The organism is Colwellia hornerae, assembly GCF_007954355.1.
GTDB lineage: Bacteria > Pseudomonadota > Gammaproteobacteria > Enterobacterales > Alteromonadaceae > Colwellia_A > Colwellia_A hornerae.
Genome location: NZ_VOLR01000001.1, coordinates 144,900 through 171,535 on the forward strand (window position 1 = coordinate 144,900; position 26,636 = coordinate 171,535).

Annotated in this window: 17 protein-coding genes; 15 read left to right on the forward strand and 2 right to left on the reverse strand. The window is 39.0% G+C overall.

What is annotated here, in order from left to right; translation table 11 throughout:
• Positions 1 to 114: 114 nt before the first annotated feature.
• Both glpD and ESZ26_RS00555 read left to right on the forward strand, forming a co-directional pair.
• Entirely contained in the window at positions 115 to 1,653 is a 1,539-nt protein-coding gene (gene glpD / locus ESZ26_RS00550) for a glycerol-3-phosphate dehydrogenase (protein WP_146796056.1), read from the forward strand.
• Between the two features lie 534 nt (positions 1,654 to 2,187).
• The gene (locus tag ESZ26_RS00555; RefSeq protein ID WP_146796059.1) at positions 2,188 to 3,279 is read left to right on the forward strand and encodes an ABC transporter ATP-binding protein; all 1,092 of its coding nucleotides are present in this window, start codon (positions 2,188 to 2,190) and stop codon (positions 3,277 to 3,279) included.
• A 23-nt stretch (positions 3,280 to 3,302) separates the two neighbouring features.
• Here the strand turns inward: ESZ26_RS00555 and ESZ26_RS00560 are convergent, their stop codons facing one another.
• Complete coding sequence (locus tag ESZ26_RS00560) at positions 3,303 to 5,156, reverse strand: sigma-54-dependent Fis family transcriptional regulator (RefSeq protein WP_223271692.1); 1,854 nt, start codon at positions 5,154 to 5,156, stop codon at positions 3,303 to 3,305.
• Positions 5,157 to 5,861: 705 nt separating this feature from the next.
• On the opposite strand from ESZ26_RS00560, the gene ESZ26_RS00565 reads away from it, so the two are divergent.
• From ESZ26_RS00565 to ESZ26_RS00620, 12 genes are all read left to right on the forward strand, one after another.
• Positions 5,862 to 6,953 (forward strand): ABC transporter ATP-binding protein, encoded by a 1,092-nt coding sequence (locus ESZ26_RS00565; RefSeq protein WP_146796065.1) that lies wholly within the window; start codon positions 5,862 to 5,864, stop codon positions 6,951 to 6,953.
• A 3-nt stretch (positions 6,954 to 6,956) separates the two neighbouring features.
• Positions 6,957 to 8,072, forward strand: a complete 1,116-nt coding sequence (locus ESZ26_RS00570; protein WP_146796068.1) for an ABC transporter ATP-binding protein — start codon at positions 6,957 to 6,959, stop codon at positions 8,070 to 8,072.
• Entirely contained in the window at positions 8,072 to 8,938 is an 867-nt protein-coding gene (locus ESZ26_RS00575; RefSeq protein WP_146796071.1) for a carbohydrate ABC transporter permease, read from the forward strand. Before ESZ26_RS00570 ends, ESZ26_RS00575 begins: the two co-directional genes overlap by 1 nt.
• Positions 8,939 to 8,948: 10 nt before the next feature.
• A complete protein-coding gene (locus tag ESZ26_RS00580) occupies positions 8,949 to 9,755 on the forward strand; it encodes a carbohydrate ABC transporter permease (RefSeq protein WP_146796074.1) in 807 nt (268 codons plus the stop codon).
• A gap of 20 nt (positions 9,756 to 9,775) precedes the next feature.
• Complete coding sequence (locus tag ESZ26_RS00585; protein WP_146796077.1) at positions 9,776 to 10,048, forward strand: DUF2160 domain-containing protein; 273 nt, start codon at positions 9,776 to 9,778, stop codon at positions 10,046 to 10,048.
• A gap of 261 nt (positions 10,049 to 10,309) precedes the next feature.
• Positions 10,310 to 12,040: an ABC transporter substrate-binding protein gene (locus ESZ26_RS00590; protein ID WP_146796080.1), complete on the forward strand. Its 1,731-nt coding sequence runs from the start codon at positions 10,310 to 10,312 to the stop codon at positions 12,038 to 12,040.
• Between the two features lie 110 nt (positions 12,041 to 12,150).
• Positions 12,151 to 13,296, forward strand: coding sequence for a porin (locus ESZ26_RS00595; protein WP_146796083.1), 1,146 nt, complete (start codon positions 12,151 to 12,153; stop codon positions 13,294 to 13,296).
• Positions 13,297 to 13,575: 279 nt separating this feature from the next.
• Positions 13,576 to 13,800, forward strand: a complete 225-nt coding sequence (locus tag ESZ26_RS00600; protein ID WP_146796086.1) for a hypothetical protein — start codon at positions 13,576 to 13,578, stop codon at positions 13,798 to 13,800.
• 213 nt (positions 13,801 to 14,013) lie between these two features.
• A complete protein-coding gene (fbaA, locus tag ESZ26_RS00605) occupies positions 14,014 to 15,102 on the forward strand; it encodes a class II fructose-bisphosphate aldolase (protein WP_146796089.1) in 1,089 nt (362 codons plus the stop codon).
• The gene (locus ESZ26_RS00610; RefSeq protein ID WP_146796091.1) at positions 15,099 to 16,076 is read left to right on the forward strand and encodes a class 1 fructose-bisphosphatase; all 978 of its coding nucleotides are present in this window, start codon (positions 15,099 to 15,101) and stop codon (positions 16,074 to 16,076) included. Before fbaA ends, ESZ26_RS00610 begins: the two co-directional genes overlap by 4 nt.
• A gap of 104 nt (positions 16,077 to 16,180) precedes the next feature.
• Positions 16,181 to 17,809 (forward strand): glucose-6-phosphate isomerase, encoded by a 1,629-nt coding sequence (pgi, locus tag ESZ26_RS00615; RefSeq protein ID WP_146796094.1) that lies wholly within the window; start codon positions 16,181 to 16,183, stop codon positions 17,807 to 17,809.
• Between the two features lie 246 nt (positions 17,810 to 18,055).
• Positions 18,056 to 19,237 carry an iron-containing alcohol dehydrogenase gene (locus ESZ26_RS00620; RefSeq protein ID WP_146796097.1) on the forward strand — a complete coding sequence of 394 codons (1,182 nt, stop codon included), beginning with the start codon at positions 18,056 to 18,058 and terminating at the stop codon, positions 19,235 to 19,237.
• 346 nt (positions 19,238 to 19,583) lie between these two features.
• Here ESZ26_RS00620 and ESZ26_RS00625 read toward each other — a convergent pair whose 3' ends face one another.
• Positions 19,584 to 24,536 (reverse strand): DUF6701 domain-containing protein, encoded by a 4,953-nt coding sequence (locus tag ESZ26_RS00625; RefSeq protein ID WP_170246275.1) that lies wholly within the window; start codon positions 24,534 to 24,536, stop codon positions 19,584 to 19,586.
• Positions 24,537 to 25,132: 596 nt separating this feature from the next.
• Between ESZ26_RS00625 and ESZ26_RS00630 the strand changes: the two genes are divergently transcribed.
• Positions 25,133 to 26,332, forward strand: coding sequence for an ice-binding family protein (locus ESZ26_RS00630; RefSeq protein ID WP_223813301.1), 1,200 nt, complete (start codon positions 25,133 to 25,135; stop codon positions 26,330 to 26,332).
• The last annotated feature ends 304 nt before the right edge of the window (positions 26,333 to 26,636 follow it).

The window sequence follows — 26,636 nt, forward strand, 5'->3', positions numbered from 1 at the left end:
GGTTTCACATTGACTGTATTGTTCAGAATATAACATTCTAAAGTTAAGTACATATAGCGACAAGGTAGTTAGGGTCGAAGTTAACTTCCTCCTTGTGGCAATTAAAGGGACAATATGAAAGATCAAAGCGTTATTCATGATTTACTCGTTATTGGCGGGGGGATCAACGGTACAGGTATTGCTGCCGATGCAGCAGGTCGAGGGCTAAATGTTTTACTTTGTGAAATGAATGATCTCGCCTCATCAACCTCATCAAACAGTAGTAAACTTATTCATGGCGGCTTACGTTACCTTGAGTATTATGAGTTTCGCTTAGTTCGTGAAGGACTTGCTGAACGTGAAATATTATTAAAAAATGCCCCGCATATTATATGGCCTTTACGTTTTCGTTTGCCTCATCGTAGCCATCTACGTCCTTCATGGATGATAAGAATTGGCTTGTTTATGTATGACAACTTAGCTAAACGAGCAACACTAAAGGGCTCAAAGGGAATTAAATTTGATAAAAATAGTCCCGTTGTCGACACAATCACTAAGGGCTTTGAATACTCTGATGCATGGGTTGATGATGCTCGGATGGTGGTTCTTAATGCCATAGCCGCAAGAGAGAAAGGCGCAAATATTATGACACGTACTCGTTGCTCTGATGCAAAGAGAGTCGGTGATATTTGGGAAGTAACACTCCATGATAATATAACCGGGCAAAAGCAGGTTGTTAAAACTAAAGCGTTAGTAAATGCCGCTGGTCCTTGGGTAACAAGTATTTTTGATGAAGCATTGAAAACGCCATCTCCTAAAAAAATTCGTTTGATTAAAGGTAGCCACATTATAGTTCCGCGTATTCATAATGAGACGCAGGCCTATATTTTACAAAATGAAGATAAGCGTATTGTTTTTGTCATTCCTTATGAAGATGACTTTTCTTTGATTGGGACAACAGATATAGAGCATATTGGTGATCCAGCGACTGCGTGTATTTCAAAAGAAGAAACGGATTATTTAATCTCGGTAGTTAATGGCCACTTTAAACACCAAATATCAAGCAGCGATGTCGTTGCGACTTATTCAGGTGTTAGACCGTTACTTGATGACGAATCAGATTCACCCGCAGCAGTAACCCGTGATTATACCTTCGAAGTAGATGCACCTCAGGGAAAAGCGCCTTTGTTATCAGTATTTGGTGGCAAAATCACCACTTATCGTAAATTGTCTGAAGCTGCAGTTAATGGCATTATTAATCATTTCCCTGATGCCGGTAAATGCATGACAGCACATACAGCTTTACCCGGGGGAAATTTTGACAATCAACACAATTTACAAACCAGCTTGCAACGCCAATATAGTTGGTTACCCCGTAAAATAATTAATCGTTATGTTCGCTCTTATGGCACATTAAGCCACAAAATTTGTGGTGGTATTAAATCGCTTGAAGGTATGGGAGAGTATTTTGGTGCGGGTCTTTATCAACGCGAGGTTGAGTATTTAATTGAACAAGAATGGGCTGTTGACCTTGAAGATATTATTTGGCGTAGAAGTAAACTTAGCCTGCATTTAACCTCAATAGAAAAATCTGAGTTGGAACGTTTTATCGAGATATTTAATTCAGGTATAAAAGTCAAATCAACCATTGAATTACAACAAAGAAAAGCCTAATTCTGCTAGCTTTTTCTTTACAAGTACAGTGCTCACCTTAGCTACTTTAGTTAGTTGAGTACTGTAATAATTTGATTCACAATAATAAAGTCTAAATAATCGCTATTATTCGGCATATCCGTGTTTGTGCAACCCAGTAAATATTTATATTTAATACGCTTTACAAATTTCAGTTAAAAATAATACTCGCTTGTTTTACTGTCATATATCGTTATAACAATTGTTAATTTATCAACAACGTCCCCTTAACTCAGCATAATAATCAATATTAATCAGCCTTATTTAATAAATAACGTTACTTCTTTATATTTGCCCAGTGTACATTATTCACCGATCTCTGCTTAGCGCCTTTATAATTTAACGTGACCAAAGACACTATTAATAGAATCTGATTTGACCTAAGAGTAATAACTTATTAGGGGGTAATTTATTAAATAAAGAGCAATTTTTGATTATAATCAAACAGACAGCAATCAAAAATTGTCATACTATAGCTAGTAATAAAGAAAGTAAGTAAGTCAATTGAGTAATTTTATGTCGTTAGTGTTGGAAAATCTTTCGTACGAATTAAATGGTTCAACACGTATTCATAATGTGAACTTGACATTAGAGTCAGGCATTTTTAATGTGTTGCTCGGCAAGAAAGGTGCCGTCAATGCAGGAAAAACCACTTTAATGCGATTAATCGCTGGTTTAGAAACTCCTTCTTCGGGCCGTATATTACTGAACGGTGTAGACCTAGTTAATACCCCGGTGCAGAAGCGGAATGTGTCGATGGTACATCATCAATTTATTAATTATACACATCTCACGGTTAGAGAAAATATTGCTTCGCCATTACGCGTGCTTGGTTTAAAAAAAACTGAAATTGATTACCGAGTCAACGAAATTGCTACCTCATTACATATTGAGACTTACCTAGACCGCTATCCATTAGAGCTCTCTGGTGGTCAACAACAACGAACGGCTATGGCTCGCGCCTTGGTTAAAGATGCCGATATTCTACTCTTAGATGAGCCATTAATTAACCTTGACTATAAATTACGTGAAGAATTACGCGCGGAAATAAGAGATTTATTAGTGGAGCGTAATTGTATTGCTATTTATGCGACAACCAACCCTAAAATTGCCATGGTACTAGGCGGAAAATCGATTTTAATGCATGAAGGACACGTTATCCAGGAAGGGCTTGCTGTTGATGTTTACAATCAACCGAGTAATATTGAATCGGCTAAACTTTCCAGTGATCCGGAAATAAATTTAATAGATGGCTGTATAGATGACAGTCAAATTATCTTTGCTCAATTTTTGCGCTTTCCGCTGAGCTCACTACTTGATGATTTAATCCCAGGTAATTACCGTTTCGGTATACGACCGAGTCATTTAAAAATGGCGCCTGTTGACGATAGTGACTTAGAGTTATCAATGAGAGTTGATTTAGCTGAGATTAGTGGTTCTGAAACAATCCTGAGAATTTCAAATAATCATTTTAACTTAGTGATGCATCTTGCGGGAATTCATAAATATCATACCGATACACAAATAAAAATTTATATCCCTATTCATAAGTTTTTTGTTTTTGACATGAATGGATTATTGATTAAATTACCGACATTATCTTACTAAAATAAGCGTTATTACAGGGCGGCTTAACGAATACCTATTTCCTTTAATCGCTTATATAAAGTATTCCGGCTAATGGCTAAAGCTTTTGCTGTTTTTGAAATGTTGCCATTATATTCGTTATACACTTGCAGTAATTCTGCTTGGTCTGCCGAATTATTATTTACGGGGGTGAATTGTTCTATTGTATCTATATTTTTGTTAGTTTTTGCTTTATTTTCTTTTAGATCTTCAAAAAAATCATCGGGTAAATGCTTTTTTTCAATGGTTTTATTATCAGCCATTGCCTGAGCAATTTTAATGACACTAACCAGTTGTCGTATATTTCCAGGCCAAGGGTGTTGATAAAATAATTCAACAATTTCAGTTGATAACTTCTCAGTACTGCTATTACTGCTATAAAGTGCATTGATTTGGTGAAAAAGCTGTTTTTTGTCAGTTCGTTCACGTAGTGGTGGTAATTCTATATTGAGACCACTAACGCGATAATATAAATCTTGACGAAATAATCCTGATTCAATATCTTGTTTTAAACTACGGTTAGTCGCTGAGATAAGTTTTATGTCAACGTGATAACTTTCGGTTGACCCTAAAGGAGTCACCTTTCTTTCTTGAAGAACACGTAATAGCCTACTTTGGACACCGAGTGGCATTTCTCCTATTTCATCAAGAAATAAAGTCCCTTTATGAGCCTTGCGAATAAAGCCAATAGCGCCTTTAGTGGATGCTCCAGTGAAAGCGCCTTTTTCATAACCAAAAAGTTCGGACTCTACTAAGTCACTAGGAATTGCCGCGCAATTAACCGCAATAAGTTGGTGATTCTTACGTTGACTACTTTTGTGTAATCCTTTAACAAATACCTCTTTGCCTACGCCAGTTTCACCATAAATGAGAATAGGGATATCTTTATCTATAATTCGTTCAGCTTGTTCAATACAGCGAGATATTTTTTCATCACCAAATCCAAATTTTTCTAATGGGATAATATCAGCGTCATAAGTTGATGGTTTATTTGTTCGAAAATCAACGGCTTGTATGTCAGCTTGGATAGGGGCTTTAATAAACCCATGCATATTATACTTATTCAATACCTTAAAAGAGAAGGGTAAGTTAGAGATCTTTGTTTTGATTTTTTGTAAGGGGATATCAATAATATCAACAATATTTGTTAAAGCAAGATCGTAACATAGTAATACTTCTGCGCGCTTATTTGCTGAAATAATGGTGCCTTCATCGTTAAAAACGATAATGCCTGTCCATTGACTATCCAAGTTATCTATATTGGTATTAAAGGTCAGTAAAAAGTAGTCGTCGCCAAACGTGCTAATGATCAACCTGTTCTCAATACATTGCGACATCAATTTTACCATGCCTAATGTGTGAGATTGTGGTAAATAGGCATCACTAGAAATATCTAACACGCCAAGTAAAGTGCGATTTACATCATAAATAGGGGCGGCAGAGCCAATCATAAAGCGATTGGCTTTGAGGAAGTGATCATCTCGCTGGACCTGCACGGCGGATCCACAAGCAAGAGCAGTACCAATGGCATTAGTACCATTTTTTATCTCGCTCCAATCAATACCTTTTTCAAAGATTGATTTTTGGGATGAGGCTAAAAATCGTTTATCTCCCCAACTATTTAGTACATGTCCCTGATTGTCGGTAAGCATAATTAAACATTGGGTATTCGATAGTATATTTTCGTAATAAGGTAAAACTTCAGTACTGGTTGTCTGGATGAGCTTACGATACTCTTCATCCAAACTATTCCGATCATTTTGGTCTAAGCGGTGTAATTCAGGTTTGCTTGATTGCTCTAAACCATAACGTTGACAACGCTGCCAAGAACTTTTAATTATCTCATCATTATTGCTCACCAGTTATACCTCGCACTATCAACGATAATATTTGCAAATTATTGTAGATCATTTAACTGTTTTCATCGCGTATACCGTTTTAGAGCATGAACATTTAACATTTTACTTTATCAGTAAAAATATAAGAAATAATTTTGATAGTCCGACAAAAAGAACATAAATTGAACTTTTTGAACAATTTTGACAGCCAAATCTAAACTATTTCCCATTCAATTTATAGACTTTTCGTTTTTATTATCAAAAATTGTTATATTTTATGTTAATTAATAAACATGGTTGTCAACCTGCTTTTTTAATCTTTATTGTTATAAAACAACTGCTAATATTTTATTTTGTTACGTTTTTTTGATGTTCAATCGTCAGTTGTTCATATGGGATTGGTTAGTCATTAGATTAATACTTAACTATTGGGTGTTCAATCTAGAGTGTTCAAAAATAAGTGTTCAAATTTTTTTTGTGTTCATTTATACATTAATTTGAACACAAATGAACACATTGGATTATTTTTGATTTTAATATATTTACGGCGATTGTTTTGTATTTTACCTTTGGTGACAATAAGTTATGTGGTTATTGTGTTTTTTTTGTAAAGATTTTTACATATTGGTCTGATTGGTGCTTATACACAACTACACAAAAGTTTTGTTCATTAATTTGCGCAATATTTTAAGCAAATTAAAAATATGAATAGGAAGATAAAATAATATGTCACTTGATTTAAAAAATTTAGGTTACGAGGTTGAAGGAGAAAAATACCTCACCGACGTAAACCTTAAATTAGAACCAGGTTCTTTCAATGTACTCTTAGGTCGCACACTGGCTGGGAAAACTTCTCTAATGCGCCTGATTGCTGGGTTAGATAGGCCTACTGCTGGCAGTATTTATATGGATGGTATCGATGTAACCAATATTGCTGTTCAAAAGCGAAATATCTCCATGGTTTATCAGCAATTCATTAATTACCCAAATTTAACCGTACGTGAAAACATTGCATCACCATTAATCATCGCAAAAACTAAAGCTTCAGAAATTACCAGACGTGTTAATGAAACTGCTGCAATTTTACAGATCGAACCTTTCCTCGATAGATACCCACTTGAATTATCAGGTGGACAACAACAACGAACGTCGATGGCCCGCGCATTAGTTAAAGATGCAAGCATCATTTTATTCGACGAACCTTTAGTTAACCTCGATTACAAACTGCGAGAAGAGCTACGTTCAGAACTAAGAGACTTATTTAAAGAACGTAATGCTATTGCCGTATACGCAACAACAGAACCTAATGAAGCAATGGCGTTAGGCGGAGTTACCACTTTATTACATGAAGGTCGCGTAATACAAACCGGTCTGTCCACTAAAGTATACCGTAACCCTATTAATATTGAAGCAGCAAAGCTTTTCAGTGAACCTGCCATTAACCTTATTCCGGGTCGTCTTAGTCAAAACGAAGTAACTTTTGATGACTCTGTTCATTTTCCACTTGATGATGATTTAAGTAAGATCCCACCAGGGAATTATGTCTTTGGTGTTCTTCCAAGTCATATCGGCTTAGTGCCTAATCATGATGACGACTTAGAAATTACCATGCGTATGCAACTTGCTGAAATTAGTGGTTCTGAAACTTATATGCATGTTGTTAATGACCATTTTAATTTGGTTTTACAATTGTCTGGTGTTATTAGCTACCATATTGGTGACTCGATTAAAGTCTATTTGCCGACCCATAAACTTTTCGTTTTTGACCAAGCAGGTAATACTATTCAAACACCATCTCAACGTATCCGAGGTAATTAATCCATGGCTGAAATACATTTAAAATCATTGGCACATAGTTACAGTAAAAATCCGAATAAACCTGCTGATTATGCCATTAGAGAAATGGACCATGTTTGGGAACATGGCGGCGCTTATGCGTTATTGGGCCCTTCTGGTTGTGGTAAAAGTACTTTACTAAACATTATGTCAGGACTTCTATCACCGACTAATGGTCAAGTATTATTCGATGGTATCGAAGTAAATAATATACCACCTGAAGATCGTAATATTGCGCAAGTTTTTCAATTCCCGGTTATTTATGACTCAATGACTGTCTTTGATAATTTAGCTTTTCCGTTGCGCAATATGAAAACCCCAGAAGTTAAAGTACAAAGCAGAGTCCATGAAATTGCTGAAGCATTAGAGCTAACCGCACTTTTAAAGAAAAATGCGAGTAATCTTTCTGCGGATGAAAAACAGAAAATCTCAATGGGACGTGGGCTTGTTCGAAGCGATGTTTCTGCCATTTTGTTTGATGAACCACTGACCGTTATCGATCCCCAATTGAAGTGGAAATTACGTCGAAAGTTAAAGCAAATCCATGAGCAGTTCAATATTACTATGGTCTATGTTACCCATGATCAACTAGAAGCGTCTACATTCGCAGAGAAAATTGCGGTCATGTACGGTGGACAAATAGTGCAATTTGGTACACCACGTGAATTATTTGAAAGACCAAACCATTCTTTTGTTGGCTATTTTATCGGTAGTCCAGGTATGAATTTAATCGAAGTCCAGCGTTCTACTAATGGCGTGAAATTTGGCAATACTCATATTAATTTAGAACCAGAAATGGTTGATTTATTAGCTGAAATGCCAAGTGATAATATAAAGGTTGGTATCCGTCCTGAATTTATTCATGTTTGGGATGGACCTAATACTGATGCTTTTTGTTGTGATCTTATGCATGTTGAAGATTTAGGGACTTACAAAATACTTAAGCTAAAACTCGATGGAATAGAGTTAAAGGTACGAATAGACGAGGACCAGACAATACCTAAAAATAAAGCATATATTAGTTTCCCTGAACAATGGTTACTGGTTTATGTTGATGAATTTTTAATTGATGCCTCTTCCGAACAACAAGGAATCGAATAATGAAGAAGATCCCCAATAATAAGGCATGGTTTCTTGTCTTACCGGTTTTTTTACTGGTGGCATTCTCAGCAATAGTGCCAATCATGACCGTAGTAAATTACTCAGTACAAGATATTTTCGATCAAAATACTGCCTATTTTGTCGGCGCAGAATGGTATCGAGAAATGCTCCGTAGTCCTCGCTTACTTGATTCGTTACTCAGACAATTTAGTTATTCATTTTCTGTGTTATTAATTGAGATCCCACTCGGTATTGCGGTTGCATTAATGATGCCAGCCAAGGGCAGAATGGCTTCAGTCAGTTTAATTCTTGTTGCTATACCTTTATTAATTCCATGGAATGTTGTTGGTACTATTTGGCAAACATTTAGTCGTGCAGACATTGGTTTGTTTGGTTGGTCATTAAACGCTATAGGCATTGACTATAACTATGCATCTAATGCCGGAGATGCTTGGTTTACCGTATTATTGATGGATGTTTGGCATTGGACATCGCTAATTGCATTACTTTGTTACTCAGGTTTACGAGCGATACCAGAAGCTTTTTACCAGGCAGCTCGTATCGATCGCGCATCAAGCTGGGCTATCTTTCGGTTTATTCAATTACCGCGCTTAAAAAGTGTTTTAGTGATTGGCGTGTTATTACGCTTTATGGATAGTTTTATGATTTATACCGAACCGTTTGTTTTAACAGGTGGCGGACCCGGTAACTCAACAACTTTTCTCAGCCAAGCCCTGACAAAAATGGCGATAGGTCAATTTGATATAGGGCCAGCTGCGGCTTTCTCACTTATCTATTACTTAATTGTTTTATTAGTGTGCTATCTATTTTTCACCATCATTAACCTTCAAGACAAAGCGAAGTAAGGAATATCCCATGCAAATGAATAAACGTAAAACACTAGGCATGACCGCTTACTTATTATTTATATTAGTGCCAATTTACTGGTTACTTAATATGTCATTTAAGCGAAATGATGAAATATTGGGTGCACTAACATTGTGGCCAAATGACTTTACTTTTGACAATTACATTACGATTTTTAGCGATCCAAGTTGGTATATGGGTTATGTAAATTCGATGATATATGTATCTATGAACATGGCCATTACCTTAGTTGTTGCGCTACCTGCAGCCTATGCTTTTAGCCGCTATAAATTTGTTGGTGACAAGCACTTATTCTTTTGGTTACTAACAAATAGAATGGCGCCACCCGCTGTGTTTTTATTACCTTTCTTTCAACTTTACTCATCGGTAGGTTTGTTTGATACGCATATAGCAGTAGCACTCGCCCATTGTTTATTTACAGTACCGCTAGCGGTATGGATCCTCGAAGGCTTTATTTCTGGTGTTCCGCGAGAAGTCGATGAAACGGCCTTTATTGATGGCTATAGCTTTCCACGTTTTTTTATAAGAATTTTTCTACCTATGATTCGTTCAGGTATAGGTGTAACGGCTTTCTTTTGTTTTATGTTTTCTTGGGTCGAGTTACTGCTTGCAAAAACATTAACTTCAGTCGAAGCAAAACCGATAGCCGCTATTATGACTCGTACTGTTGGCGCTGCTGGAATTGACTGGGGCTTATTATCGGCTGCGGGCATATTAACGATTGTTCCTGGCATATTAGTTATTTGGTTTGTACGTAATCATGTTGCCAAGGGTTTTGCCTTGGGACGTGTGTAAAACACTTTAGGAGATATATTATGAATTGGATGGCGTGGACTGACCTAACAGCAACATTTTTTAGTGTTATCGGAGTCATACTTTTATGCATGACTGTCTATGAAATCAAGGTGCCATGCATCGATCGCAAAGGCTTTTTGCCGATCAGCACCACTCGTGGAGATCGCCTTTTTATTGGTCTTCTTTCCAGTGCTTATATTCACTTAGCCTTTTTAGCGTTTACTGAATTAAGTTTAATGATTGCATTAGCATTGTCAGTCATCTGGCTAGCGGTATTATTACGCTGGGGATAGACAGTGCAAAAGTAAGTAAAAACAAGCAATGTTTTAAAGGAAATTGTTGCTTGGTAAAAATTAAATATATTGAATGAGCTAGATATAAAATTCGGTATGTTTAAGGCTTGAACAAATAGATTGATTCGGGGGATTAAAACACTATTTGTCAGGTAGCTCGGTTGGTTAACACCAACAATAGAACTGGAAGCATGAACAAGTTAGCAGCTGAAACATGCTCCCAGTGATTTATCACAATCTAAAATAAAAATGAGAAAAATCATGAGAAATTATAAATTAAAGAAGATTGTATTACTAGGTACTGCTTTATCACTAGCAGGATGGGCTTTACCTTCGCTAGCAGATCAATCTACTGAAACAGCAGAGAAATGGCTAGCCAAAGAATTTTCAACGTCTACTTTGACTAAAAACGAACAACTTGAGGAACTCAAGTGGTTTATGGAAGCAGCTAAACCTTTCAAAGGGATGACAATAAATGTAGCGTCTGAAACGATAGCAACACACACCTATGAATCACAAGTTTTGGCTAAAGCATTTACCGAAATCACCGGGATCAATATCGTTCATGACTTGATTCAAGAGGGCGATGTTGTTGAAAAATTGCAAACTCAGATGCAAACAGGTCGTAATATCTATGATGCTTATATTAACGACTCAGATTTAATTGGTACTCATTTCCGTTACGGTAAAGTCGTTGCTATTTCGGACATGATAGAAAATGAAGCAGAAGAATATACTTTACCTACCTTAGACCTCGAAGACTTTATTGGTTTAGATTTTACCACAGGTCCGGACGGAAAATTATATCAATTACCTGATCAACAATTTGCTAACTTATATTGGTTTCGCGCTGATTGGTTTGCTCGTGCTGATTTGAAAAAAGCATTTGAAGCACGTTACGGTTACGCATTAGGAGTACCAGAAAATTGGTCAGCCTATGAAGATATTGCCGATTTTTTTACCAATCAAGTTAAAAATATTGATGGTGAGCGTGTCTATGGGCATATGGATTACGGTAAAAAAGATCCTTCTTTAGGCTGGCGTTTTACTGATGCTTGGTTTTCAATGGCTGGAGCAGGTGATAAAGGTTTACCTAATGGTTTGCCTGTTGATGAATGGGGTATCCGCGTTGATGGTTGTCGTCCAGTAGGCTCTAGTGTCTCTCGTGGTGGCGCCACCAATGGACCAGCTGCTGTATTTGCGACAACTAAATACGTTGATTGGTTACATGCTTATGCACCACCAGAAGCCGCAGGCTTAACTTTTGGTGAAGCAGGTCCTGTACCCGCGCAAGGTAATATTGCTCAGCAAATTTTTTGGTACACTGCTTTCACTGCAAGTATGACAGATGTAGGTTTACCTGTTGTTAACGATGATGGTACACCTAAATGGCGTATGGCTCCTTCTCCAAAAGGACCTTATTGGGAAGAAGGCATGAAATTAGGTTATCAAGACACCGGTGCTTGGACCTTTTTGAAATCAACACCTGAAAAACGTCGTTTAGCCGCATGGTTATATGCACAATTTACTGTTTCTAAAACAGTTTCATTGAAAAAGACATTGGTAGGTTTAACACCTATTCGTGAGTCCGACTTGAACTCTCAAGCCATGACTGATGTCGCACCAAAACTAGGTGGATTAGTAGAGTTTTACCGCAGTCCAGCACGTAAGCAGTGGACACCAACGGGAACTAATGTACCTGATTACCCTAAATTATCTCAACTTTGGTGGCAAAATATTGCTGAAGCAGCAAGTGGCGAAAAAACACCACAACAAGCACTTGATAATTTAGCTGCGGCACAAGACAAAGTCATGCAACGTTTAGAGCGTGCCAATGTTCAAGGTGAATGTGGTCCAAAACTGAATAAAAAACGTGACCCTAACTATTGGTTAAGCAAGCCTGGTGCACCAAAAGCTAAACTTAATAATGAAAAACCTCAAGGCAAAACCATTGCCTATGATGATCTATTAAAAAGCTGGCGTGCAGAATAACCAAGCCTTAACTCTCTGAATAAATAGATATCCAGCCCTAAGAAACTCTTAGGGCATGGATAATGCTATCAAAATTTCATAATAAAATATTATGCTTAGGATTTAACAGTATGAAAAAATTAAACAATTTAAAATCAGTCTCTATATTAACAAGTGCAATTGCTTTGGCATTAGCCGTTCCTTATGCCGCTAATGCGGGTGTTGTACTTAAAAGTGATACAGGTTGGGAAACAAGTATTAATGGTTCTATTCCAGTTTTTGCCATTAGCTCAGATCATGATGATTCTGAAAAAGCCTTTCGTGTTGCATCAGGCTTTAATCCCGCTAACTTGAACTTCAATATCGTTGCTCCAACGATCAACGGTTTAACGGTATCAGGTCACTTCCAAATAGATACGCATTTAAATGGTTCAAATGGCGTACAAAATGGTGGTGCTTTCGAAAGCCGAGTTGCAAAAATTCAAATTGCGGGTGATTTTGGTACGATAACCGCGGGTAAAGATTTTGGCGTTTTCAATAGTTCTGCAATTGGTGATAAAGCAAGTCAAGGTGGTGTTGGTTGGTTAGGTGGCGGTGCAGATACGGGTAATGCAACGGGTGGCCGTATAGGCACAGGTTATGTATATGCTAATTTTAATCCCCAGATAAAATACACTTCAAAAAATTATGATGGTTTAGAATTTAAAGTGGCCTTGATCAACCCTGAAGAGCCACAAGATGCTGCTATTGAAACAGACTCTCCGCGTTTTGAAGCACAAATCAACTACACCTCTGAATTCGACAATGGCAGCATATCGCTATGGACAGGATTTTTACAACAAAATGTTTCTGTCTCAGGTGCTACGTCATTTGACTACGATTTAGAAGGCATTGATCTTGGTACTAAAGTTAACTTAGGTAATTTCAGTATTGCTTTATCATATAGCGATACTACCGGTATTGGTGCTGATGGTTTATACGGTGGCACTATTAACGATGCTAATGTTGACGCTACCCAATGGTATGTTGAAGCCTTTTATACCTTTGACAAAACGACCCTTGGTTATAGTTATGGTGAAGGACATCAAGATAGTAAAGATGCTGATGATACCAAAGGACTTGGTGCAGTAGCGGAAGTTGATAATGAATTGTCAATGCTATTTGTTCATCATCAAGTAACTCCTCAATTACGTTTAGTGGGTGAATTACAAGAATATAAATCTGACGTACAAGCGGATTATTCTGCTGTAATAGTTGGTTTTCAATATGATTTTTAACTGAGTAGGTTACTAACTAACCTTACTTTTAGTGTTTAACTTTTGAGATGACCATCAGTATAAAGCCTCTTCATTCTTTGTGCTGAGGGTCATATTTTGCAAGTGAGCAGTAAGTCTGTCCTCTAAGTGAGTGTTTTGCACTCTCCGACTGCTCTTTATGCTTTACCTGTGCATTATTGCACAGGTTTTTTTATTAAATATCTGATAAAGAAAAAGTAGTTTCGATCACTGTATTCATCAAAAAATTAGACGACTGGTGACATTCAGCAGATCATAATAATGGTTAATAAAGAAGTCGGTACGGATTTAAACCAAATTGAAATGGTCGTTGTGGCTGTTAATAAATTAGGCGCTACAGTACAAGAAGTGACCGCTAATTGTTTAGGTACGGCTGATAAATCTAAATCTGCTGATAATACTATCGTTACCGCTGAATTATTGGTGAAGGAGCAAAGACATCTATTGACCAACTTTGTGAACAAATCAAGCATAAATGATCATTAAACGGGTAGCGGATGACAGTACTGAAATTGGTCGTATTCTCGATGTAATAAATGTTGTGGCTAGGCAAATTAATTTATTGGCATTGAATGCACAATAGAAGCTGCAATAGCTAGATGCTGTTGCAAAGCGGCTAATGAATGATGTCAGTCGTTTTGTCATTTAGATAAGATGCAATTTTATTAGCTTAACATTTTTATAATATACGGATCATTAATGAAAAATTTAACCCATTTAGTACCCGCAGGTGTTGTGAGTGGCGAGCATTTAAATACACTGTACCGTGTTGCTCGTCAGCAAAATTATGCTATTCCAGCAGTCAATGTTGTCAGTACTAACTCGATTAATGCCGCACTTGAAGCTGCTTATCAATGTAAGTCACCGATTATTATTCAGTTGTCGCATGGTGGTTCAGCATTTTTTCTAGGAAAAGGTGTACCACTAAAAGACCATGAACCAGCTATATTGGGTGGCATAGCCGCTGCTCATTACGTACATCAGGCAGCAAAAAATTACGGTATACCCGTTGTTCTTCATACCGATCATGCCGCTAAAAAATTATTACCTTGGATTGATGGCTTATTAGCAGCAGGGGAGGACTATTATAATTTACATGGTAAACCATTATTTAGTTCGCACATGCTTGATTTGTCGGAAGAAAGCTTAACTGAAAATATTGAGACTTGTCAGAAGTACTTAGCACGTATGTCAAAACTAGATATGGGGATAGAAATTGAATTGGGTTGTACCGGCGGCGAAGAAGACGGTGTCGATAATACCGGCCTTGATGCTTCATTACTTTATACCCAACCCGAAGACGTTGCTTATGCTTTTGAGCATTTAAGTCGCGTAAGTGATTCATTCACCATTGCGGCTTCTTTTGGTAATGTCCATGGCGTTTATAAGCCGGGTAATGTGCAATTAACGCCTAAGATATTGAAAAACTCACAAGCCTTTGTCGCCGAGAAATATGGTTTAGGACATAACACACTGAACTTTGTTTTTCATGGTGGCTCAGGCTCTGCGCCGGCAGAAATCACTGAGGCTATTGGTTATGGTGTCATAAAAATGAATATCGATACCGACACTCAGTGGGCAAGCTGGAAAGGGGTTGCTGACTATTATCAAGACAATAAAGCCTATCTGCAAAGCCAAATAGGTAACCCTACGGGTGACGATAGCCCTAATAAAAAATATTATGATCCACGAGTCTGGTTGCGCAAAGTTGAATTGTCGATGGCTGAACGTTTAATCCTTTCATTTAAAGAACTTAATTGCCTTAATCGCTATAAGGGAGACCTATGAAACGTTTAATAAACTGTTTAGAAAACGATAAGGTTGATATTGAACTTATCCTGTTAATTGATACCCTGTTAACGGCCTGTAAAGAAATTTCTTTTAGAGTAGGACAAGGCGCATTGTCAAATGTGCTGGGCTCTACCTTAGATGAAAATATTCAGGGTGAAACGCAAAAAAAATTAGATATCATCAGCAATCAGTTACTTAAAGATATGTTGTTAGCAAGTGGTCGCGTTAGAACCATTGCGTCTGAAGAAGAAGACTCGGTTGTTGCGGCAACCGAAGGTGCCCCTTATATTGTCGCCTTTGACCCGCTTGATGGTTCTTCTAATATCGATATCAATGGTCAAATAGGCACGATATTTACCATCTATCGCGCCAAAGACGACGTACCAGCAACCAGCGAATTACAATTTGCTCAACAAGGAACGGAGCAAGTATGTGCAGGCTATGTGTTATACGGCCCTTCGACTATGCTGGCGCTAACAACGGGCGGTCCGTCACGTTTATATACATTAGATAAAACCCAAGGCTGCTATTTACTGACCACGGCACAATTAGAAGTACCAACTCAGACAGCAGAGTTTGCGGTCAATATGTCAAACTTTACTCAGTGGTCATCGGGCTTTACCGATTACATTAATGCTTTACTGTTAGGCAATGAAGGCCCGCGCGCTAAAAAATATAATATGCGTTGGAATGGCGCTATGGTCGGTGATGTTCATCGTGTTTTGTCTCGTGGCGGTATTTTTTGCTACCCCAGTGATACTAAAAACCCTCAGCAACCGGCTAAATTACGTTTGTTGTATGAAGCCAATCCCTTAGCCATGCTTGTTGAACATGCTCAGGGTAAAGCTTTTACTGAGCACGAGCGTATCTTAACAATCACCCCATCACATATCCATCAACGTGTGGCAGTTATTATGGGGTCAACGGAAGAAGTTGATGCCTGTTTAGGGTATTTAAAGCCCGCTCTCTAATCACTTGTAATGATTTGTTGGTATAAACAAGACTGATAGCTAAAGGTTGCGCTATTATGTGACTTTGTAGTCAGTCTCCTCTTTTAAATTAGGATATAACGGGTATGTTACCAAGCACCCCTGAGTGGAAATCACTCGTCAATCATTATAATAAAAACGTATCGGTACAAATGCGCGATTTATTTACGCAAGATACCGAACGTTTTACTCATTTTTCGCTATCTGCCTCGGGAATAATGCTCGATTATTCTAAAAACCGTGTTACCGATGAAACCATGCATTTATTAATGAATTTGGCACAGTCATCGGGTTTAGTCGACAAGCGTGCTGAGATGTTTAATGGCTCAGCAATTAATACCACGGAAAATCGTCCGGTATTACACACCGCGCTACGTAACTTTTCAGGGAAGGCTGTTTATGTTGAGGGTGTCGATGTGATGCCACAAATACAGGCAACACTGGCTAAACTTGAAATCTTTGTTAATGATATTTCATCAGGTAAAAAAGTAGGTTATACCGGCAAAGCGTTTACCGATGTTATTAGTATTGGGATTGGCGGCTCTTTTCTGGGGCCTAAAATAATGTCAGAGGCACTAAAGCCTTATCAACAAAGCCAGTTAAATGTGCATTTTATTGCGAACGTTGACGGATGCCATATTCATGATGTGCTTGCTAAAGTCAATCCTGAAACAACGCTCTTTATTACCTCATCGAAAACATTAACCACCCAAGAAACCTTACGTAATACCCTAACAGCACGTGATTGGTTTGTGGCAACCGCATCAGACGAAGAGGTTAAACATCACTTTGCCTGTGTGTCGTCAAATGTTGAGGCCGCGCAAGCATTGGGCATAGATAAAGACAATATTTTCCCGATGTGGGATTGGGTGGGCGGTCGTTATTCGGTGTGGTCTGCGATTGGTTTACCCTTAGCATTAGCGATTGGATTTGACCATTACCGTGAATTTTTACAAGGCGCGTTTGAAATGGATGAACATTTTACCCAGGCGCCGCTGGAAAAAAATATCCCCGTTATTCTAGCGTTATTAGGCATTTGGTACCGTAATTTTCATGGCGCGCAATCGCAAGTATTATTACCTTATTACCATTATTTACGAGGTTTACCCGCTTATATTCAACAGCTGGATATGGAAAGTAATGGTAAATCTATTTCACTTGATAATAAGTCGATGTCTTATGATACTGGGCCTATCATTTGGGGTAGTGAAGGGACCAACGGTCAGCATTCGTTTCACCAACTTATTCATCAGAGCAAAACGCCTATTCCAGTTGATTTTTTGATGCCGTTATTTCCTTTTCATAAGATGGGTAATCATCATGACATGCTCGCGTCTAACTGTTTTGGTCAAAGTCAGGCCTTAATGTCTGGGCAGAGTCTTCAAGAAGTGAAAGCGGCAATGAAAAAAGCGAACTGTGATGTATCAGAGATTCAAAAACTGTCTACACATAAAGTTATGGAGGGTAATAAACCCAGTAATACACTTTTATTTGAAACGTTAACACCTAAGGTGCTCGGCAGTTTAATTGCTATGTATGAGCATAAAGTGTTTATTCAAGGCGTTATTTGGAATGTAAATTCTTTTGACCAATGGGGGGTTGAACTAGGCAAGTCGCTCGGTAATAAAGTCCTAACAAAAATATCTGATCCCAGTGAAACGCTAGACATGGATGGCTCAACAAATGCACTTATTAAACTCTATCGAAGTCGTTAGTTACTATGATTATGGCTTTGTCTTGTTGAGTTACCCTAGTAAAGGTAAATAGAACTTTGTTTTTAAGTTTTTGATTTAAATAACTATAAGAATATAAATATCATGATGATATTGGAATAATTACCGAGCAGCGTTGAAAGTTTTGTGGTTATTGTGTCAGCAGACCAGAGGTGTTCTTGGCTGCTTTCCCCAACGAGCAACGCTCATTTCTTTAATCTACATATTTATAAAAATCGAGGGTCTCCTATGTCCAACACTGCTTTTCAGTTTGCCCCTATGCCTTACATTCACTTTGGTTGGGGAGTTCGCCATTCTTTAATTAGCCATTTACAAAAGCAATATTCTGGGCGAATTGTGCTTATTACTGGAAGTTTTTTGAGTCAGAAAGGTCAATTTGGACAAATTATTCGTGCTGCATTAACCGAGACCACTCGCCACCTTGACCATTTTATCGTTTCGGGTGAGCCCTCACCAGAATTGGTGGATGATATTGTTTCTAAATGTAAAATAGATACACAACTAGTGATTGGTATTGGTGGTGGCAGTGTCTTAGATGCTGCGAAAACCATTGCCGGTTTGATCCCAAGCCAAACGTCTGTGATGGATTATTTAGAAGGAGTCGGAATGGGCAAGGCTTTTAATGTGACAACGTGTCCCTTTATTGCCGTGCCTACTACCGCAGGTACCGGCAGTGAAACGACAAAAAATGCCGTTTTGTCGAGCATAGGTAAATTTAAAAAGTCTTTTCGTGATAATAAATTGTTAGCTAAAGAAGCTTGGTTAGACCCTGAATTACTCAAAACTTGTCCTAGAGAGGTTTTATTCGCCACTGGTATGGATGCGTTTACCCAGTTGCTTGAATCGTATACGACTCCCAAAAGCAATCCAATCACCGACGCTTTAGCTTGGCAAGGTATGTCTCTTTTTAAAGGGGCGTTTGAAAATATTAATAGTGCCGATGAGAGTAAACAGCAGCAAGGGTATAGCAATCTAATGCTAGCGGCATCACTATCGGGTACTACTTTAGCTAATGCGGGACTTGGTGCTGTACATGGTCTAGCAGGACCCATCGGAGCATTTTTTGATGCTCCACACGGCATTGTTTGCGCAAAACTGTTAGCCCCTATAACCTCGGCCAATATCGACGTACTATTAGCAACAGATGGAGGATCTTTAATATTAAATAAGTATAAACAAATTGGTAAACTATTTAATCCCAGCTTGGCGGACGAAGATATTTTAGCTGGGCTACTTAAAACCTTAAAAGACTATGCTTTAAACTATACGCCACAAGGTTTATCACAATACGGACTTTCGCTCGATAATATTCAGCCCGTTATTTCAAGCTGTCGAAGCGGTAGTATGCTTGCTAATCCAGTTTTGCTAAGCGACGAACAACTTATGCAAGCGATTAGCCATGCGCTTTAAACACTTATTTTAAATTTTATTAATAAACCATATTATGATTTAAGGGGTATTTTACTGAACAAGGTGAAATTTAAGCAATATGCCACTCAGTAAAATGTGTGATATTGATTTCAACATAAACTATAGCGCTTATTTTCGTTTAAAGCTCTTGTACATGCTGTTATGGGCTTATTCCCCTTATTCTATATGCCAAAACTGCCTGTGTACTTTATATAATTAATAATTATTGAAAGCACTTTGAGCTACACGCTATATATTACTGCTAGTATGTAGCTCAATAAATCGAAACACGTTAAAGTGTTAAGTCATGTCGTTTGGCTTAATCATTTAAAATATCCAATTTTCATTAATTAAAGACTTCACGCCAGGAAATGATCCGGTCGTTACCTCGAAATATACCAAAGGTAGCAACGGCGGTAGGATTATTATTATAGAGGCCATCATTATTCCAATCGTATTCCAACCATTCATAAGCATCATATGAGACACCTATTTTACCTCGATTATCAGCGCCTGGCGCAGCTAGTTCGATATCTCGTGTTTTACCAGCAATGAAATTTCCTGTGCCGCCTTGGGCATTAGTCAGTGTGGGATCTAAGCTAATATCGGTTAATGAAATATTATTATCGTTATAACCTGTGCAATGATTATTCAAGCTGGTAATAAAGGCGCTGCCATCAAAATGTTGAACTTTCATCGGTTGCTTAATATCTGAGGTTTCAGGTCCAAAGCTATTTTCTAACAGTAAGCGGCCAAAGCGAATTTCAACGCCAGTGGGTGATGCATCGACAGTCGTGGTTACGTTAACTGAGTCTGCATCTATAATAGTCGTCGTAGCAAAATCAATATCGGAGGTAAATGGCGCGACAAGTGCATTGGCAGAGCGGTTGTAGAAATAATGATCGTCATCTGACAATCGATAGTGCAATACACCTTTGGGTAATGCGACGACACTAGGTAATTGAGTTAAGTCAACTTGACTTAAAGTACCGGGATGCATAGTGGCCGTTAACGCTATCCTGTTACCATTAATTCCTCTTGCTAATTGGTCTAATGTTGGTGTTGTGATATTGACGTTATTAGCAATAAGTTTCATATAATCATTAGCGCTACCCTGACTGTCCTGAAAATAATTTTGGGTAACATTGCCTTGTTTATTATAAGCGGTAATCGCCAATACCGGATTGGTTAAATATGAAATTGCTCCAATACTACTGGTCGCTTCATCTTTTTGACCGCTATAGGCAAAGGTTGTTCCGGTATTGCAGGTTGCAATAAAATAACCATTATCTGCCACTGTTTGGCTAAAATGATGTGGAATAAAGCGCCCGATGTTAATTGCTTCGGCGGGTATAATAGTACTCGCGTTGCCATAGTTACTGTCTTGAACATCTAAATTAACTAAGCCAACTTCAGAATATTGTGCCGCATTATAGGTAGAGCTGCCCAACAAAAAATTATTCAGGGTCACATCTTGAAAGACGGCACTGGTATTTGTAGCTAAGGTGCCTGATGCCCCGTAACTTAAATTACCGTTGACACTATCTGTTAAGGTCGGACCGGTTCGAGTTAACTTCAGCGCTATTTGTCCTGGTGAATAGTTCGGCGTTATAACAGCAGGACTAGCCGCATTATAGGCGGTGACCGTCAGTGTAAAGTTTTCTCCAGCGGGATGAGTTGTCGTTGCCGTTGCGCTAGCGCCATTTAAGTTAATGGCCCCAGACTTGGCACTAATAATAAGGTTTGCCGGACTAACCCAGAACGAATTACTGCTTCCCGATAGTGTGATACCGTCTATGTCATAATTGGCATGTAAGCGAATTTTTCCTGCATCGTGATATATCGGTGTCGGTATTATCGCCATGCTGTCGGCATCAAAATCTAATAAGATAGGAGTGACATTTGAGTGTTTGGCAATGTTCTCGTTATCCACATTAAAACTCAGGCCACTGCTACCGCCGGGGTCGACGTTTTCTTGTGATAAAGCAATGTTTTTATTATCGATAAATAAGCCACTACAAACACCATTCGTATTTTTCACCGCTTGAATCTTTAATACTTCGTTAAATACCGAGCCAGCTATTTGATTAGGTATTGTGGCGTTATTAGCCGTACCTGAGAGAAACCTGAAACCGGCATCGGCAAATGCCATATCACAACTATTACTACTGTTATCGTCACACACAAACGGGCTAGTCGCTGGAATAGTGGCATTGGCTAGCGAAAAAGTGAGCGTTTCAACCACCGTATGATCAAAGCTAACGGTAGTACTTTCGCTAAAGGTTGGCGAATTAATTACCGTGCCATTAGCGATAAAGTCAAGTGTCACTGGTTCGGTACTTAAATTCGAACAACTTTCATCGGTGCAGGCTTTAATCGTTACAGTTTCTGACTCACAGGTTAATCCTTGACCATCGTGTTCAATTTTGTAGTATTTAACATTAGCACAAGTATTGGTGAAATCTTCAAAGGTACCGCCCAGCGCCAAGCCACCGGCTAGTTCATTGGTATGATAATTATCATTATCTCTATCGGCATCTTCAACGATCGAAAATCCAACACTCGACGTTGAAATTGAACAGCGTTTTAGCCAACCGCCGTCGCTACCATTTCGACTGTTTTGGCTGGCTATTACGAGTGGATTATCGGTGTAATTATCTGTTAAGTTGAACAATCGGCAGCTATTGATCCCGGTAACATTATTACTAGTTTTAAATGATTCGTAACTGATGCTATTGGTCAACTGACCGTTAAACCCCGCAGAAATAGCAATATAACCTATGATTTCAGGGGTGTTAAGTGTTCCTGAGTTTGTTTCCCCTCGCTCCAAAGCGATTTGAAATTTTGTGTTAGACACTTTGTCTACCGTAGTACTTAAAAAGGGGTTAGAAATAGAAAACGGGTTGGTTTCGTTATTCATTGTTTGAATGGAGGTGATGATGGCTGGTGATTGGGAAAAACCTAAATCTGCAGTAGAAACAGTTTGCCAAGACGCACCTGCTATTTGTCTGCCTTGAAACTTTAAGGTTTGTAAGGTGTTTACCCGCATTTTTGCACCGCCATCTAGATTATAATCGCCCGCAGCTATCGCTAAAAAATCGACAGTTTGAGGTAAGTTACCGGCTGGTGGATTAGGATTGGCGTCTTCTGGTGATTCTACTTGAGCAATATCAAAGCCATCAGTAGTAACATTGCGGATCCTAAGGGCTAAACGATCGCTGTTATTGGCAGTGGTTGGCAAGCTAAATACTATCGGCACCTCTTCGAAAGGGGTATCAAAACATACATGAGTAAAGGTTGGATTATCTACTGTATTATTTAAGGTTACTTTTCCTGCCACCATGGGAATAGGCGTTAAAGGGGGTGGTATATCACAAGCGTTGTAATCTGCATATACACTTGCTGAATCCTTTACTTTGAACTCACGACCTTTAAAACCACCTCGGAACTGGGCCTCATCTTTAACTTCCAATTTGCTATTTACTGTCTCTACTCGTGCATAAACGCGAGAATCATCCTCAATTTTTATATCTTTATTAGTGCCGTAAAACATTAAATTTGCAGGATCACCACCGTTGTTTGCTTGGGCAGTGTCTTTAAATTCAAAACCTTTATCGGCGTAAATTTTTAAGCTAGCTCCTTGATTGAGAATCAATTGCCCAGTATCTTCAATTTTGAATTTTTTGGTCACTAGGGTAACGTCCCCGGAAATATAAACTATCGCGTTGCCTGTTATTTTTAGATCGTCAGCCTCAAAGCTGTTACTGATGGTGACCGACACATTCTTATAAGTAACATCACCGAAATTACCACCTACGTTAGGTGCAATAATGCTAGATGGTATTATTTCGTTCGACGATTGGACACTCTGCGAACCTGTGATGGAACCAGAACCTGTGATTTCAATCACTGTAGTGGTATTGCCTCCGGATCCAACGAGAACATCAGTGTGTACAGTACTTGAATCTTTAACTTTAATTTTTTTACTGGCCGTGCTGTTAGTTGATATTGCCGAATTACCGTTCCATTGATAGATGTTGGCAGAACTCTCAATTGTTATTTTATCAGAAACCGCGATTGCAATGCACTGCAAGGGTTCAATGGGTTGAACCGTACAACCTAATGTGCCAATGATGTTACTGGCGCCTAATGTGACGGCGCCGGTAGCGGTAAATAGGCCACCACAAGCATCACCAACGCTTTTTAATGTAGTGCTTGCGCCAGTAAGGATATAAGAGCCAGCAAAAAAAGTACCTATCATCTTGACGCTCTCGCCTGTCGATGTATAGCTTCCTGCATTCCAAGTAATCGTACTGTTAGGCGTTACATTTTTTAATATCATTATCGTACTTGCACCAAAAGCAATAAAGGAATCACTATTGATAAGCCAATGGCCATCTTCATTTTCGCCATCAAAGGTGAGCGTTATGCCTGCAGTCGTCGTTAGGGCAGTAGTGTGGAATACACCCTTAGTCAGTGTTCTGCTTACTGTCATTGATGTAGGTAGCTGATTTTCCGCAGGTGCAGCTATCGCAGCCAGATCTGCTTGCATCTGCTCGAGTTGTGGAGTTTGATTATCTACGGGGTCTTTGGGCGCGTTAGCAAATTTCTCAATACTCTGCTCGGTAATAGTGCCACTAACACTTGCTCCTGCTGCTAGCGTTACACTGGTTCCGGCGCGAGCATTTCCTGAAACAGCTGCATTCACGTCAAGTGCTATTGCACCGGTTCCTGCTTGAGCATGACCACTAACATTGACATCTGTGCCTAATGTTAGTGCGCTTCCGGCGGTTGCACTGCCACCGACTATTGCATCCGCACCAATATTTGCCGATGCCGCGGCTCCTGATCTAAGGTTACCTAAAATTACTGCATTTGCGCCCACCAGTATGGCGGCGCCGGCGGTAAGATCACCACCAATCATGATATTGCCATCTATGGTTGTTGCGCCAAGCGTTGCGGCATCTCCGGTCGTTAAGTGACCACCAACCGTTGAGTTTGCGCCAATTGTTCCAGAGTCGCGGGCTTCAATATAGCCAGCAACTTGTACAGACGCGTCAAGTGTTACAGCGGCTCCAGCCACAATATAGCCACCAACTGTTGAACTTGCGCCGATCGTTGCGGCGGCCTCTACTTGAATATTACCATTGACAATTGAACTCGCGCCCATGGTTATTGCCGCACCAGAATAGATGATTAGGCTATCCAAAGGAGGAGCTAGCTTAGGCGGTAGAGCTGCTTGTACATTAGTGCAAACAAAAAGCATCAGTATAATAAGACATTGCTGTGTATGTTTCATAAAGTCCGTTTTATAATTAGCAGTTTTGAGGTGGTAATGGTCAAAAGTGACCCAGTATAACCATTTATTGATAAACATTAAGACAATGTCACATTGTCACTGTCTATAGTCCTAATAGCTTAGGCGAGTGAACAGCAAACGTGAGTAATCTTAATTAGGGAGCATGTGTGACTATAACACCGTAATAATTACTGTCTACTTTATTCTAGTCGCTATTTTTATTTATGTTAGAGGAAAGTCAATATTTCTTTGTTGTCATCAATAATTCACAGCCTTTTTTGCAAATATATTTTATTACTCGATGGTAAACTTGAAAGTAGACGAGTTTAAGCATGAAATAATTAATAGCCTTAACTTTAGACATTGAATAGTATCAATTGACACAAAACGGTTCAATAAGCTGTAAAGTTAAACAATGATTACCTAGCATTATAATTTAACTGTTTAAGTTACATACAAGAGAGCGGTGATCTGTTATTATACAATTGTACAAGTCTTAGAATAAGTTTTTTTGTTCTGTAAAAATTAAGTTTTTTTATATGCTGAGCTATCAGCTATCAGCTATCAGCTATCAGCTATATGAAATGGTGTCTAATTTGAAACTTATCAAGCTACTCCTCTTTTTTTTGGTGTTATCTGCTGTGCCTAGCGCACAAGCGAGCTTTCAACCTTTGTTAGGCTCCGACCTAAATAACCAGTCGCTTTATGCCAGTGGCTATATAACCATGGGTGCACGTACCACTGTTGGTGGTAATATTCAAAGTGCCACTGCGATAACACTGGCAGCAAATGCAATTGTTGGCGGTAGTGTTGAGGCAGGAACCGCAGTAACGCTTGGCGCAGCTGCCGGTGTAAATGGTTCTATTCAGGCAGGCTCAACAGCTACTCTTGGCGCAGCCGCAGCAGTTAAGGGCTCTATTAAAGCTAACACCACGGCAACGCTTGGCGCTAGTGTAAAAATTGATGGTGAGCTGAGTGCTGGCACTACGGTCACCATTGGTGCGACAGTGGCTGTTGGCGGCAATGTTTTAGCAGGCAGTACAGTAACGGTTGGCGCTAGTTCGCTTTTCGGGAGCAATGTTGATGCCGGAACTACCACCACTATTGGTGCTGGTGTTGGCATCGTTGGCAAGCTTACCGCTAATTCTTTGAAAGTTGTTGCGCTGACCCCCATCATTACTAATCAGGAAGCACTTATTACCTCTGTGCAACAAGATATAAAAGACCTGGGTACAGGAACAGAGCTTGTATCAACCACTTTTGGCACCAATGACGAAACACTTGAAGCCGGTATCTACAGCACGGTAAATTATTTAACCATAGCGATTGGTAAAACCTTAACGCTTGATGGCAAAGGCATGGATGGCTCTTGGATTTTTAACATTGCCAACTATCTGACCTTCTCTGCAAACGCAAAAGTAATATTGAAAGATGTTACTGATAACAGCACTATTATCTGGAATGTTCTTGGTGACAAAACCGGCTCAGCCGGTTACACACAATTGGGCGCGGGCGCTGAGGCTAGAGGTTATATTTTTGCTAGAGGTTTTGTTCAAACGGGTGCTGATTCAATGATAGCCGGCATAGGCAACGATTGCGGCGGTGCTTATTCAGCAAGTAACTTTATTGAATTTGGTGCTGATACCGTTATTGGTAAAAAAGATTGTACCAATGGCGAGCGCAGAGTTTCTGCAGATGGCATTGTCGTCACCCAAGTTCCTGAGCCTGCCACGCTGTGGTTATTTGCTTTAGCACTTTTTGGCTTAGCAATTAAAGCGCAACGTAAAAAAGCATAAACAAACATCTTATTAATAAAGAACGGCTCCTGTCGGAGTCGTTTTTATTTGTTAGTTGACATATTTGGGCATTATCGCGATATAGATTAACTGCAACGCAAGAGGGCTTTTTCAACAATATTCTCCTCTGACAATCTCTTAAATATAGTGCTTAGCGCTATTTCGCTAAAATAACGATATCATCAATTTAGCTAACAACGACCTGTTATTTCTAAATGACTTAGCGATTGTTATTTAATGATTTACCCTCGAATACCGCTAAGAAGCACCACTCTAATAAGTGTGAAAGTTAAGATGCAACACC

Excerpts from the sequence above, each read along its gene's own strand:
- glpD (WP_146796056.1), top strand. The coding sequence starts at position 115 with ATGAAAGATCAAAGCGTTATTCATGATTTACTCGTTATTGGCGGGGGG.
- ESZ26_RS00555 (WP_146796059.1), top strand. The coding sequence starts at position 2,188 with ATGTCGTTAGTGTTGGAAAATCTTTCGTACGAATTAAATGGTTCAACA.
- ESZ26_RS00565 (WP_146796065.1), top strand. The coding sequence starts at position 5,862 with ATGTCACTTGATTTAAAAAATTTAGGTTACGAGGTTGAAGGAGAAAAA.
- ESZ26_RS00570 (WP_146796068.1), top strand. The coding sequence starts at position 6,957 with ATGGCTGAAATACATTTAAAATCATTGGCACATAGTTACAGTAAAAAT.
- ESZ26_RS00575 (WP_146796071.1), top strand. The coding sequence starts at position 8,072 with ATGAAGAAGATCCCCAATAATAAGGCATGGTTTCTTGTCTTACCGGTT.
- ESZ26_RS00580 (WP_146796074.1), top strand. The coding sequence starts at position 8,949 with ATGCAAATGAATAAACGTAAAACACTAGGCATGACCGCTTACTTATTA.
- ESZ26_RS00585 (WP_146796077.1), top strand. The coding sequence starts at position 9,776 with ATGAATTGGATGGCGTGGACTGACCTAACAGCAACATTTTTTAGTGTT.
- ESZ26_RS00590 (WP_146796080.1), top strand. The coding sequence starts at position 10,310 with ATGAGAAATTATAAATTAAAGAAGATTGTATTACTAGGTACTGCTTTA.
- ESZ26_RS00595 (WP_146796083.1), top strand. The coding sequence starts at position 12,151 with ATGAAAAAATTAAACAATTTAAAATCAGTCTCTATATTAACAAGTGCA.
- ESZ26_RS00600 (WP_146796086.1), top strand. The coding sequence starts at position 13,576 with ATGGTTAATAAAGAAGTCGGTACGGATTTAAACCAAATTGAAATGGTC.
- fbaA (WP_146796089.1), top strand. The coding sequence starts at position 14,014 with ATGAAAAATTTAACCCATTTAGTACCCGCAGGTGTTGTGAGTGGCGAG.
- ESZ26_RS00610 (WP_146796091.1), top strand. The coding sequence starts at position 15,099 with ATGAAACGTTTAATAAACTGTTTAGAAAACGATAAGGTTGATATTGAA.
- pgi (WP_146796094.1), top strand. The coding sequence starts at position 16,181 with ATGTTACCAAGCACCCCTGAGTGGAAATCACTCGTCAATCATTATAAT.
- ESZ26_RS00620 (WP_146796097.1), top strand. The coding sequence starts at position 18,056 with ATGTCCAACACTGCTTTTCAGTTTGCCCCTATGCCTTACATTCACTTT.
- ESZ26_RS00625 (WP_170246275.1), bottom strand. The coding sequence starts at position 24,536 with ATGAAACATACACAGCAATGTCTTATTATACTGATGCTTTTTGTTTGC.